General features: G+C 36.3%; 11 protein-coding genes. 4 read left to right on the top strand and 7 right to left on the bottom strand.

Going from position 1 to position 12,835, the window contains the following annotated elements:
• Both AC106K_RS14850 and AC106K_RS14855 read left to right on the top strand, forming a co-directional pair.
• Positions 1–747, top strand: coding sequence for an RDD family protein (locus tag AC106K_RS14850; protein ID WP_047096778.1), 747 nt, complete (start codon positions 1–3; stop codon positions 745–747).
• A 218-nt stretch (positions 748–965) separates the two neighbouring features.
• Positions 966–1,256 (top strand): GNAT family N-acetyltransferase, encoded by a 291-nt coding sequence (locus AC106K_RS14855; RefSeq protein ID WP_482446303.1) that lies wholly within the window; start codon positions 966–968, stop codon positions 1,254–1,256.
• Positions 1,257–1,526: 270 nt separating this feature from the next.
• Here AC106K_RS14855 and AC106K_RS14860 read toward each other — a convergent pair whose 3' ends face one another.
• The 5 genes from AC106K_RS14860 to smpB all read right to left on the bottom strand — a co-directional run bounded on the left by AC106K_RS14860 (position 1,527) and on the right by smpB (position 6,346).
• Complete coding sequence (locus AC106K_RS14860; RefSeq protein WP_482446304.1) at positions 1,527–2,498, bottom strand: glycosyltransferase family protein; 972 nt, start codon at positions 2,496–2,498, stop codon at positions 1,527–1,529.
• The gene (locus AC106K_RS14865; RefSeq protein WP_482446305.1) at positions 2,499–3,323 is read right to left on the bottom strand and encodes a UDP-2,3-diacylglucosamine diphosphatase; all 825 of its coding nucleotides are present in this window, start codon (positions 3,321–3,323) and stop codon (positions 2,499–2,501) included. It abuts the gene before it with no gap.
• 139 nt (positions 3,324–3,462) lie between these two features.
• Positions 3,463–4,203 (bottom strand): YebC/PmpR family DNA-binding transcriptional regulator, encoded by a 741-nt coding sequence (locus AC106K_RS14870; protein ID WP_482446306.1) that lies wholly within the window; start codon positions 4,201–4,203, stop codon positions 3,463–3,465.
• A gap of 95 nt (positions 4,204–4,298) precedes the next feature.
• The gene (locus tag AC106K_RS14875; RefSeq protein WP_482446307.1) at positions 4,299–5,810 is read right to left on the bottom strand and encodes an OmpA family protein; all 1,512 of its coding nucleotides are present in this window, start codon (positions 5,808–5,810) and stop codon (positions 4,299–4,301) included.
• A 77-nt stretch (positions 5,811–5,887) separates the two neighbouring features.
• Positions 5,888–6,346 carry an SsrA-binding protein SmpB gene (gene smpB, locus AC106K_RS14880; RefSeq protein ID WP_076597029.1) on the bottom strand — a complete coding sequence of 153 codons (459 nt, stop codon included), beginning with the start codon at positions 6,344–6,346 and terminating at the stop codon, positions 5,888–5,890.
• Between the two features lie 121 nt (positions 6,347–6,467).
• Between smpB and AC106K_RS14885 the strand changes: the two genes are divergently transcribed.
• A complete protein-coding gene (locus AC106K_RS14885) occupies positions 6,468–8,090 on the top strand; it encodes an ABC-F family ATP-binding cassette domain-containing protein (RefSeq protein ID WP_047096783.1) in 1,623 nt (540 codons plus the stop codon).
• Positions 8,091–8,162: 72 nt separating this feature from the next.
• Here the strand turns inward: AC106K_RS14885 and AC106K_RS14890 are convergent, their stop codons facing one another.
• Positions 8,163–9,866 carry a T9SS type A sorting domain-containing protein gene (locus tag AC106K_RS14890; protein WP_482446308.1) on the bottom strand — a complete coding sequence of 568 codons (1,704 nt, stop codon included), beginning with the start codon at positions 9,864–9,866 and terminating at the stop codon, positions 8,163–8,165.
• A 213-nt stretch (positions 9,867–10,079) separates the two neighbouring features.
• Entirely contained in the window at positions 10,080–10,892 is an 813-nt protein-coding gene (locus tag AC106K_RS14895; protein WP_482446309.1) for a M48 family metallopeptidase, read from the bottom strand.
• Between the two features lie 110 nt (positions 10,893–11,002).
• Between AC106K_RS14895 and recJ the strand changes: the two genes are divergently transcribed.
• A complete protein-coding gene (gene recJ / locus AC106K_RS14900; RefSeq protein ID WP_482446310.1) occupies positions 11,003–12,715 on the top strand; it encodes a single-stranded-DNA-specific exonuclease RecJ in 1,713 nt (570 codons plus the stop codon).
• Positions 12,716–12,835: the final 120 nt, after the last annotated feature.

A 12,835-nucleotide genomic window follows, 5' to 3' on the forward strand; every position in this document is an offset into this window, starting at 1 on the left:
ATGTCTCAAATTGCGATAAATACTTCACAAAATGTAAATATCAGCTTTAATACTGCCAGTATAGGAGAAAGGATGCTGGCATTCATTATCGATCTTCTGATAAGGGTTGCTTATATCGTTATTACGCTGTATCTGTTCTTCAATATTTTTGATCTGGGCTATATATTAAATGGTCTGGATGATTGGTCTATCAGAGCGGTTTACATTATTCTTACATTTCCGGTCTACATATATCCTGTTGTTTTGGAAAGCCTTATGGAAGGCCAGACTCCGGGAAAAAAACTCATGAAAATAAAGGTCGTGAAGATTGATGGCTACCAGGCCAGCTTTGGCGATTATATGATCCGATGGGTCTTCAGAATCATTGATGTTTCTTTTGCTGGAGTGATAGGATTAATCTCCATGATTGTCTCTAAGAATAATCAGCGTTTAGGAGATATTGCCTCAGGTACGGCAGTCATTTCTTTAAAAAATAACATCAATATTTCCCATACCATCTTAGAAAACATCCATGAAAACTATATCCCGTCTTTCCCACAGGTCATTGCATTGAGTGACAATGACATGCGGATCATCAAAGACAATTATACCAAAGCTTTAAAAGTGGATGACCGCCAGATCATCAGTAAACTTTCTGATAAGATCAAAAGCATTCTGAAACTGGAGATTGATCCCACAAAAATGACCGAAAGACAATTTATCGGTATTATTATTAAAGATTATAATTACTATACAGGGAAAGAATAATTCTCAAAGAATAGCCCGTTTTTTTCATCATGAGTTCTGAAGTGGTGTTATCACTTGCTCAGCATTTCAAATATCTCAAAGAAATTCAAAACATATTGATGATTTTTTTCTGATTTTTACGTAAATTAGAGTACATAAATAATCTATTTATAGGGTTGGCCTGAGCAGGATAATCTGTATAAATATTTTAACAGAACAACAGAAACAAAGCAGATCTCATGAAATTTGAAAATAATAAATCCGGAAATGGTGGTGTTCTTACTCTGAACAACGAAGTCAAAGAAGTAGGAAGACTGACCTATACCATTTTCCCGGAAGATCATAAACTGATCATTTCTTTTGTATTGGTACATCCTGAATTTGAAGGAAGAGGAATGGGCAAATATTTGGTGGAAGAAGCGATAAAATTTGCCAGAGAGAATCAATGGAAGGTTTACCCTCACTGTTCATATGCAAGAGCAGTAATGATGAGAATGAATGATGTGGAGGATATATTTTTAAAGAACTGATTTTATTTTCCGTCTAACATCTTCAATACTTTTGCTACATCCACAACTTAAAGATCAGATAGGAAACTTTCTGTTGGGAACAGCTATTTTATTTTCTGTTGACAGTTTTTCCCAAATCCTTACCATAGCTGACAAAAGGTAGCTTGGTAATTATCTTTTGCAATGTTAAAAACCGCACGGATATTTATGTCCTGAGTGAGAAAACTCAACGGTGGGAACAATTCCTCCATTCACTGTAGGATTCGTCGTCTTACAATAAAACGGTATCCATCAGATTTTCAAAACTTCATTTACCAGAATATCTTCAATATCATTCGGATAGTCTACTTTTAAATGATGATCAGAAGCTACCCACTCCATAATTTCCTGAAGATTTAATACTTTAGAATTAGGTATCCCCATTTTATCAAGAGCACAGGCATTACATTCCTGTTCATATTGATTATGAATAGGGATCACGAAAAGTTTTTTGTCCATAAAAAGAGCTTCGGCAGGAGTCTCAAAACCGGCATTGCATAAAATACCTTCACAGCCTTCAAAATATTTCAGATACTGACTTTCATCAATAGGAAACACTTCCACATTTTTCACTTTTACCTGCACTTTACTGTATTTGGAAAACACCTTCCACTCAACAGGAATTTTCCTTAAAACCTTGATAATATTTTCGTCAGCAAAGCTTGGAAGATAAACAAGGTAATACCCCTGCTTGTAGGGATTAAGATTTCGGATCTTTCTTCTGATAACCGGTTTTTTGATCTGAGGATGGTAATTTTCAAAATGAAAACCGATCTTTCTTTCACTGGGAACATAATATTTTAAAATCATTTCCCCCAGAAAATCTTTTTTGTTGGGCTTTGGTGTTTCAGAAAAGCTCATTGATGCCTGATGGCTGAGCTCTATCATCGGAAGATTCTTCAATTTGGAAGCCCAGCCTGTCAGTGGCTCATAATCATTGATGATCAGATCATAGTCTGACAGTTCCAGTTCTTTTATAATTCTGGCGGCTTCAAAAAATTTGTTTTCTGTAAATGTTTTACGGTAGGATAAACCGCCTGTTTTGTTATAAAGCAGGGAAATCCCTTTATATTGGAAATTAATATCAAAATCAGCCTTTAATTGAGACTGGTGTCCGCTGATTAATGTATCAACCGAAGCATATTTTTTAAGGAGAGGAATAATTTCCTGCGCTCTGGCAACATGTCCGTTCCCAGTCCCCTGAAATGCATAAAGAACCTTCATTTAAGAAAAATTGGTTACTATTTTCAAAAGCGCTGAAGGGTCCATCTCCTGAATCTCTTCTGCTTCATCATCCTTAAGCAGGTGCTTATGTTCATCATAGTAAAAGATCTTCCATTCCTTATCATGATATTCCAAAGCAGATAGATTTTCGATCCAGTCACCAGAGTTCAGATAAGTACATGAACCTTTTTTATTGACTACCTCACGGATCTGTGGCTGATGGATATGTCCGCAAACCACATAGTCATAATGATTGTCAATAGCCAGCTCGGAAGCTGTAAGCTCAAAATCTCCGATATATTTTACTGCTTTTTTCACATTGTTCTTGATCTTTTTTGAAAATGAATATTTTTCTTTACCCATTTTTTCTAAGAACCAATTTACAACATTATTGATAATAATTAAGAGGTCATATCCTTTTCCGCCAAGTTTGGCGATCCATTTGGAATGCTGGACAGAGGTATCGAAAACATCCCCATGAAATATCCAGGTTTTTTTCTGATCGATAGTCAGACAGATTTTATTACAGACCTTAAGTTTCCCGAGTTCAAAATCCGTGAATTTACGGAACATTTCATCGTGGTTGCCTGTAATATAATAAACATCAGTGTTTTTGGTAGCAAATGAAAGAATCTTTCTGATTACCTTCAAATGAGGTTTAGGGAAGTAAGACTTTTTGAACTGCCAGATATCAATAATATCTCCATTCAAAACTAAAGTTTTAGGCTGAATAGAATTCAGATATCTCAGCAATTCTTTAGCCTTACATCCATAAGTTCCCAAGTGAACATCCGATATAACAACTAATTCTACGTTTCTTTTCATCCGTATATTTTCAGCTTTTTTAATTTGGCCGGATGGAACGCCTTCATCTTTACTGTTATCAAAACAGAACAAGGCGTTTCATAGTTTTATACAAAGAAACTAATTGTAAATTAACTGTATATGAATGCTATATTATTTTTTATAGAGCGTTCATCAGCTCTTCAGTTATTTCCATATTGTGGTAAACATTCTGAACGTCATCATCCTCTTCAAAACGCTCAAGCATTTTCATATTGGCTTTGAACTGATCCAAGGTTACTTCTTTTGTATTATTCGGAATTCTCTGAAGCTCCGCACTCTTTGCTTCAATTCCAAGTTCATCCAATTTATGAGATAAAGATCCGAAATCTTCAAAAGCAGTCGTGATCATTACTTCTTCGTCGTCTTTTTCTACATCTTCGGCTCCTCCATCGATCATTTCCATTTCGAAATCATCCCAATCCATTTTAACCTGAGCCAGATCAATGGTAAAAATTCCTTTTCTGTCGAAGATAAATGCTAATTCACCGTTTTTCCCAAGGTTACCATCAAACTTGTTAAAAACAGCTCTTACATTCGCTACTGTTCTTGTTGTATTGTTTGTAGTACATTCTACAAAGAAAGCAACTCCGCCTTGTCCGTAACCTTCGTAAGTGATTTCTTCATAGTTTTCTGCATCGGCACCACTTGCCTTCTTGATTGCTCTTTCTACATTATCTTTAGGCATATTAGCCCCTTTCGCATTCTGGATACATCTTCTTAGCGCCGGGTTTGATTCCGGGTCTGTTCCACCAGCTTTTACTGCCAGTGCAATATCCTTACCTATTTTAGAGAATGTTTTGGCCATTTTATCCCATCTGGCCATTTTAGAAGCTTTTCTATATTCAAATGCTCTTCCCATTTTTAAATTTTAAATTTTCAGCAAAATTACTTAAAAGTCAACAAAAAAAAAATACCTCCAAAAAATTGGAGGTATTCATTATTTAGAAAAATTAATTATTTTTTCTTTTTAGCAGCAGCTTTTTTCTTAGCTGGAGCTTTTTTAGTAGCTTTCTTAGTAGCTTTTTTCGCTGGAGCAACAACATCAGATTTTTGATATTTGTTCCATTCACTGTCATCACCAATGTATCTAACAGTTACTTTTCTATCAGCTTGTCTTTCAGCATCAGATGCAGATTCTGCAACTTTAGCGTTCTGCTCACCAATACCAACTGATTTTAATGCGTTAACATCTACACCTCTAGCATCTAAAGCAGCAACTACAGAAGCAGCTCTTTCTTTAGATAATTTCAAGTTGTAAGCATCACTTCCTTTCTTGTCAGTTTCACCAACTAATAGGAATCTACCTCCGTCTTTCTTAATGATTTCAGATGCAGTATCTAAAGCTCCTTTAGATTCAGCTTTGATAGTAGCTTTGTTGAAATCAAAGTATACACTCTTAAGGTTCTTTTCAACATCAATAGCTGTAGCTTCTTTTGGTTTAGGACATCCGTTGTATTCTGGAAGACCTGGAACAGTAGGACAAGCATCGTCTTTATCTAAGATACCGTCACCGTCTGTATCTGGCCAAGGACAACCGTTGTTTTCAGCAGGACCTGCTACAGTAGGACAAGCATCATCTTTATCGATTACACCGTCACCGTCTGTATCTGGCCAAGGACAACCGTTGTTTTCAACTGGACCAGCAACTTCTGGACATTGATCGTCTTTATCTGGAACTCCATCACCGTCTGTATCAGGACATCCCTGGAATTCTGGTAAACCTGGTGTATCTGGACAAAGGTCATCTTTATCTAGGATACCATCTTTATCTCTGTCTCTGTTTCCGAATCTAAATAAGATAGATGCAGAAGCTTGCCAGAAGTTAGCAACTGTAGATTTATCACCTGGAGTTGATACATAATCTCCTTGGATACCAAGACCGAAGTTCTTAGTTACCCAGAAGTTAGCACCAGCACCTGTAGCTACAGCAAAGTGATTAGCTTTACCGTTTTCGTTCCCACCGCTACCGTTATTAACAGTTTCAATTGCGTTACCATTAGCGTCAACACTTGTTCTTGGGAAAGCAAGTGCAGTATAGTCATGTCTTAAGTAGTTAGCTCCAACTCTTAAATATGGATCAAACCAAGATTCTTCGTTCCATAAAAGACCTGCAGCGTGAGCCTGGAAACCAATACCTGTCATTAAGAAAAATTCTTTCCCCATGTTGAATCTTTTGTTTTCAACATTTCCAACAGTAGTTTGCCAGTCGATTACTAAACCTTTTCCAATGTTTCTAGCAACTGTTAACTTAGATAATGGAGGTGTAATAGAAAAATTGTTCACATTGAACATATTTTTCGTTAAATTATTCGCAGAGAACGTGTTACCGAATGTAGTTCTTGCTGCTACGTGGTTTTCAGCGTGAGCACCAACTCCGATCAACCACGGATTGTTGGTAGTCTGTGCGAAAACAGTAGAGGCAACGGTAAGCGCCAATGCTGAAATTCCTAATTTTAGATTTTTCATAGAATTAAATGATTAAATAATTGATAATGCAAAATAAATATAATTTTTCTTTATATACAAAGTTTTTCAAATGATTTTTAACTTTTCTTTAATATTCTGTCCAGGTTCCGCTTATTTTCTCTATCTTTTATGGCCTCTCTTTTATCGAAGAGCTTTTTCCCTCTACCCAGCGCTATCAGCACCTTTGCCTTGCCCCTGTCCGTGATATATAATTTTAAAGGTACAATAGTATTACCTGCATCCTTTAACTTTTTTTCAAGTTTTTGTAATTCTTTTTTGTGCAAGAGCAATTTCCGTTCCCTTTTTGTTTTGTGGTTGTAAAAAGTTCCTAATTTATACTCATCAATCATCATGTTGATGATGTATAATTCCCCATCAATAAACTGACAGAAAGATTCTGTGATAGATGCTTTGGAAGAGCGTAAAGATTTTATTTCTGTACCCGTCAAAACCATTCCGGCTTCATATTCTTCAAGAATTTCATATTCAAAGCGGGCTCTTTTGTTTAATATACTAACTGTTTTTTCAATCTTCATCATTTTAGAATTTCGTTAATGAAATATATAAAAAATACCATACATTTAAAAACTTGACTATTATATTATTACAAAATACCCAAATTCTTTTTGTATTTTTGCGCCAAATTTACAAAACTATATGTTAACAGTATCTAACTTATCTTTACAATTCGGGAAAAGAGTTCTTTTTGACGAGGTAAATATTATGTTTACCAAAGGAAACTGCTACGGAATCATCGGAGCAAACGGAGCGGGAAAGTCCACATTCCTTAAAATATTAACAGGAAAGCAGGATCCGACAACAGGTAACGTATCTCTGGAACCAGGGAAAAGAATGTCAGTTTTGGAGCAGGATCACTTTGCTTATGATCAGTTTACTGTTCTTGAAGCTGTTTTGAGAGGTAATAAGAAATTATTTGAGATAAAAGAGGAAATGGATGCGTTATACGCAAAAGAAGATTTCTCTGACGAAGACGGAATTAAAGCAGGTGAACTAGGTGTAATCTATGATGAAATGGGAGGATGGACTGCTGAATCTGATGCACAGACTATGCTTTCAAACGTAGGAATCACTGATGATATGCACTGGCAGCTAATGAGTGAACTTGAGAACAAAGACAAAGTAAAGGTTCTTTTGGCTCAGGCTCTTTTTGGAAATCCAGATGTACTAATCCTGGATGAGCCTACCAATGACCTTGACATTGAAACAATCTCCTGGCTTGAAGATTTCCTTGCTGACTATGAAAATACAGTAATCGTTGTATCTCACGACCGTCACTTCTTGGATACGGTTTGTACACACATCGGAGATTTAGATTATTCTAAACTTAACCTTTATACTGGTAACTACTCTTTCTGGTACCAGGCTTCTCAGCTAGCGACAAGACAAAGAGCTCAGGCTAACAAGAAAGCTGAAGAGAAGAAAAAAGAACTTCAGGATTTCATTGCCCGATTCAGTTCTAACGTTGCTAAGGCTAAACAGGCTACTGCAAGAAAGAAAATGATCGACAAATTAAATATTGACGACATTAAACCATCTTCAAGAAGATACCCAGCTATTATTTTCGAAATGGAAAGAGAAGCCGGAGATCAGATCCTTGATGTAAAAGGTCTTGAAAAAACAAAAGACGGAGAATTATTGTTCTCTAATATCGATTTAAATCTTAAAAAGGGCGATAAAGTAGCTGTACTTTCTAAAAACTCTTTAGCGATCACAGAATTCTTCGAAATTTTGGCTGGTAACGTTGAAGCAGACAAAGGAAGTGTTGCATGGGGAGTTACTACAAACCAGTCTCACATGCCTTTAGATAATACCAATTTCTTCCAGGAAGATTTAAGCCTGGTTGATTGGTTAAGACAATTCACTAAAAACGATGAAGAGCGTCATGAAGAATTCGTAAGAGGGTTCTTAGGAAGAATGCTTTTCTCTGGTGATGAAGCTTTAAAATCTTGTAAAGTACTTTCCGGAGGTGAAAAAATGAGATGTATGTTTAGTAGAATGATGCTTCAGAAAGCTAATGTTCTTTTATTAGATGAACCTACCAACCACCTGGACCTTGAAAGTATCACAACATTGAACAACTCTTTGTCTAACTTCAAAGGAAATCTTTTATTGGCATCTCATGACCACGAAATGTTGTCAACGGTCTGTAACAGAATCATCGAATTGACTCCTAACGGAATCATCGACAGAGAAATGACTTATGACGAATACCTTGCTGATAAAAAGGTAAAAGAATTAAGAGAAAAAATGTATTCTTAATTGCAGAGAAGCATTAAAACTTATTATAGAAAAAATCCTCAAGCTTATTTGAGGATTTTTTTTGCGTTCATTTTAGCTCTTAACAGCCTTTTTTAGAATACTTCCTTTTTCTGTATTGATTTTTAAATAATATATACCTGAAGGATAGCGTTGCATATTGATCTTTGTATTTTTAGAATCTGTTTTTTCTTGTTTAAGGATTCTTCCCTGAGCATCATATAAAGCCACGGAAATAATACTGACCTCTGACTTTACTGTTATTTCATCTTTTGCCGGCACAGGGTAAATGATGATCTTATTTCCATCTGTTTTCGGTCCTGATTCTATACTTGCCAGAACTGCATTGCAACTGCTGTCTATTGTGCAATTTGTATAACCATACATAGCTGCCTGATTCTGTATATCCTGCATTTGGCTGTTGTCACAACAAATATACATCAGGTCAGGGTTATTAAGAAACTCAATTGTTTCATTCATGCCATTCTTTATCAGTAGTGAGGTAAGCAAATTATTACTGCAATCAACCGTCTGAAGATTGATGGCACTACCAAGATCTAAGGTTGGCAGTTTATTTTTACTGCAATCCAGAGTTTGCAAACCGGTGCATCCTGCAACATTCAGATTGGTGATCTCATGATTGGCACATTCCAATACTTTCAAAGAGGTAATCCCCTGTACATTAAGATTGGTTAAGCTTCCCGAATCTACAATGGAAGGAGAAATATAACTGATTTCCAGATTTTTTAAGGAATTCAATCCTTTGTTAGATAAATCCAGGGAAGTATCTCTGAAGCGGAGCGCTTTGATTGTCTCTAAATTACTGCAATTATTTACAGACAATGTTCTCAGATTTCTTACATCAATCGTTTTCAAATTGATACAGCTATTGAAAGATAATGTAACGTCCCCATACTCGGAGGAAAAATTAAGCAAGCCCGGACAGTTGTCTGAAATAATTTCAGCAACAATATCAAAATATTCACCTACTGTATAGTTGACCAGACTTGGACAATTACTGGAGTTGATTTTTACGGAAGGCGTATAAATAAAATTATAAGGATCATCTGTAGCATTTAAAGTGATACTCTTCAATAAAGGGCATCCGGACACATTAACATTCAAATTTGTACAGATCACTTTCAATGATAGTAAATTAGGGTGATTGCTTAAATCCAGATATGCATTTCCGATCCCATCTATAAATTCTCTAAACTCCAAATTTTTAAGATGAGTTAAATGTTCGATCTCAGTTATTATGTCACTAGAAACGGTCTGGCTGTACAACGAAAAATTCTCTATTAAAGGATTGTTGCTGAGTGTTTCAAGAATAATTCCATAAATACTCAGGTTTTTCAGAGCCGGGCAGCCTGATACCTTTATTGTACCCGGATCATAATTCCCAAATCTAACGTTCAGAGTATTGAGTGAAGTAAGGTTTGAAATAACAAAAGGATCGGAAGGAACGTTAGCGTAATCAATGGTAAGGCTCTTTATATTCATAAATGATAAAATACCGTCGTAGCTTTGGATCATTGCAAAAGTATTCGGATAGATCATCTTGAGTTCCTTTACCTGCAATGCCTCAGAAACCTGTATTTCGCCATCATTATTAGCATCTATGGCAAAATAACTTCCTGATAAATTTTGGGCAATCTGATTGTTAGCCGACGATTCCAGTAGTTTCGATTTGAAATTGGCATCCGGAATATTAACGATTTGAGCTTTCCCCATACAGAATAGCACGAGAAAGCATACTAGTAGTAGTTTTGTTTTCATAATATGTGTTTTTTAAAGCCTGATTTTGTAGAGATACATTCTCTAAAAATCTTCAACTAATATGGTGATAATCAATTTTACGGTCAATAAGTATCCTTCAAGTGTAGACGAAATCTGTTTAAGTGTTGCCAAAAATCAAATAAGTGTAGAAATAACAAAAAAAACTGCTTCACAAATGGTGAAACAGTTTCTTATTTTTATCGGTAAAATAAATTACTTTGTCAGCTTTGCAGTAGGCAGAGCAACAGTTCCCGGATCTTTCCATAGCCCGTCTTTTTCAGCTCTCTTCTTGATGGCCTGGGCTCTTTTTTCACTATCCGGGTGAGAGTTGAACATTTTCTCAAAACCGGTCTGTGTACTTCCCTGTGAAAGTAATGCCAATTTTTTGAAAGCAGTATACGCTCCTACGACATCATATTTGTTTGCCTTCATAAAATCATAGGAATAGGTATCTGCTTCAGATTCCTGTTTTTTGCTGTGAGAGGCATCTACAAAAGCGTTAGCCATTTTCCCAATCTGACTTTCATTAAGAGTCGCTACGGCTGAAGACGCAGAAGATGCGGCATCCAGTGCTGCTGCTTTCAGATAAGCAGATTTCATAGCATCTTTGGTATCTTCATTTTTAACGTGACCAATCTCGTGACCTATTACAGCCAATAATTCGTTATCCGTCATAATATCCATTAATGAAGAAAATACACGTACGCTTCCGTCTGCACAGGCAAAAGCGTTAATATCTTTCACTTTATAGACTTTATAATTCAGGTTCAATCCGTCCTGAGACTTGTGTTTTCCAAACAGTTTGTTCAATCTCACCGTATACGGATCTTTGGCTCCGGCTACAGGATTGTTCTTATCCATCCAATCTACTGATTCTTTGGATAATTTAATAGCGTCTTCGTTGGAAAATGTTAAAGCTTTTGCACCATTAGAAACCATACCGGCAGCTTTACCAAGATTGATTTTCTGTGCAGTGATCGAATGTGTAGCCCCTAATAGGATAAGGCATACAATAATTTTTTTCATAATCATTTAAAATTTGGAGCACGAAGGTAATTATTTTTTAACAATTATTAAGTCAAAACTTAATTCCTGTTCTTTATGGAATGCTATTTTTTTTCCTTATTTTTGTGAACATGAGTCAAAAATGGATTTATAAGCCCGAACCCGATGAGGAAATTGTGGACGGACTAAGTTCGTCGCTTGGTTTTGGTACTTTTGAATCTAAACTTCTCGTTCTAAGAGGAATTGACAACTATCAGAAGGCGAGAGAATTTTTCAAACCAAACCTTAACGATATACACAATCCGTTTTTAATGGCAGACATGCAAAAAGCTGTAGAGCGTATTGCAACGGCTATTGAAAATGGAGAAAAAATACTGGTATATGGTGACTACGATGTGGACGGAACTACAGCTGTAGCCCTGATGTACCTATACCTCAGCAAAATTGTTGAGAAAAAATACCTGGACTACTATATCCCGGACAGAAACTCCGAAGGATATGGAATTTCTACGGAAGGAATTGATTTCGCCAAAGAAAATGGTTTCTCATTGATCATCGCTCTGGACTGTGGAATCAAGTCACTTGATATGATCAATTATGCCACCAGTCTGGACATCGATTTTATTATCTGTGATCACCACCTTCCCGGAGAAGAAATCCCTAATGCAGTTGCCGTACTTGATCCTAAAAGAAGCGACTGCAGGTATCCTTTTAAAGAACTTTCAGGATGTGGCGTAGGCTTTAAACTTTGCCAGGGACTGAATACCATCTATAAAATTCCGGAAGCTGAATTGTTTGAGCTTACAGATCTTCTTGCCATTTCTATTGCAGCAGATATTGTTTCGATGACCGGAGAAAACAGAGTTTTGGCTAAAATGGGATTGAAAACTCTCAGAAAGACAAGAAATCTTGGATTAAGATTACTGATTCCTGAGGATAAGCTTTCTCATTTTGAAATATCCAATATCGTTTTTGAGATCGCTCCCAAAATCAATGCTGCCGGAAGAATTTCACATGGTAAGGCCGCTGTAGAGCTTATGGTCTCGGATAACCTGAAGCATGCCAATCAGATCGTGAATGACATTATGAACCTCAACGATGAAAGGCGTGAACTGGATATGAACTCTACACTTTCTGCACTGAATCAGATCATAGAATCTCAGCAGGAAACCAAACATACTACAATCGTTTACCACCCTGAATGGAATAAGGGAGTAATTGGAATTGTTGCATCAAGACTTATTGAAACCTATTATAAACCTACTCTTGTATTTACCGATGGTAATAATGGGGAAATGGTAGCTTCCGCAAGATCTGTTTCTGATTTTGATGTACATGAAGCGCTTGATATGTGCTCGGAATATTTTCTTAAATTCGGTGGACATCATGCAGCAGCAGGACTTTCCATGGAGAAGGATAAATTTGATGCCTTTAAGGAAAAGTTTGAAAGAATTGTTTCTGAAAAAATCCAGGAGCATCAGAAAGAGCCTTCCATCACCATTGATACTGAAATCAGAGTGGATGAGATCAACAGAGAGTTTATCAATTTCCATAGAAAACTGGCTCCTTTCGGACCTCATAATATGAAACCTATTTTTACCTTGACGGATCAGAAACTTTCCGGCTATGTAAAAACAATGGGAAAGGACAATAATCACCTGAAGTTTTATATAAGACAGGAATCCAGTGGGAGGAATATAGAGTGCGTAGGCTTCAAACTGGGTCAGTTTGTGGAAGATTTTAAAAACAAAAACTTCGATCTGGCTTTTACTCTTGAAGAAAATCATTGGAAAGGCAATGTAACGCATTATCTTAATATCAAGGATGTAAAATTTAGAGACTAAGTGAGGTGCAGGATTTAGGTTGCAGGTAAAATCAGAACCAAAGCAGAAAATTCTGTCAACCTAAAAAACTTAATTTCCTTGTTTATACTTTAAAGTGTTATCCCCTATTATCAGCTACCT

The organism is Chryseobacterium sp. FR048, from assembly GCF_056844665.1.

Bases quoted from the DNA above. Each gene is read 5' to 3' on its own strand.
- AC106K_RS14850 (WP_047096778.1), top strand. From the start codon at position 1: ATGTCTCAAATTGCGATAAATACTTCACAAAATGTAAATATCAGCTTT.
- AC106K_RS14855 (WP_482446303.1), top strand. From the start codon at position 966: ATGAAATTTGAAAATAATAAATCCGGAAATGGTGGTGTTCTTACTCTG.
- AC106K_RS14860 (WP_482446304.1), bottom strand. From the start codon at position 2,498: ATGAAGGTTCTTTATGCATTTCAGGGGACTGGGAACGGACATGTTGCC.
- AC106K_RS14865 (WP_482446305.1), bottom strand. From the start codon at position 3,323: ATGAAAAGAAACGTAGAATTAGTTGTTATATCGGATGTTCACTTGGGA.
- AC106K_RS14870 (WP_482446306.1), bottom strand. From the start codon at position 4,203: ATGGGAAGAGCATTTGAATATAGAAAAGCTTCTAAAATGGCCAGATGG.
- AC106K_RS14875 (WP_482446307.1), bottom strand. From the start codon at position 5,810: ATGAAAAATCTAAAATTAGGAATTTCAGCATTGGCGCTTACCGTTGCC.
- smpB (WP_076597029.1), bottom strand. From the start codon at position 6,346: ATGAAGATTGAAAAAACAGTTAGTATATTAAACAAAAGAGCCCGCTTT.
- AC106K_RS14885 (WP_047096783.1), top strand. From the start codon at position 6,468: ATGTTAACAGTATCTAACTTATCTTTACAATTCGGGAAAAGAGTTCTT.
- AC106K_RS14890 (WP_482446308.1), bottom strand. From the start codon at position 9,866: ATGAAAACAAAACTACTACTAGTATGCTTTCTCGTGCTATTCTGTATG.
- AC106K_RS14895 (WP_482446309.1), bottom strand. From the start codon at position 10,892: ATGAAAAAAATTATTGTATGCCTTATCCTATTAGGGGCTACACATTCG.
- recJ (WP_482446310.1), top strand. From the start codon at position 11,003: ATGAGTCAAAAATGGATTTATAAGCCCGAACCCGATGAGGAAATTGTG.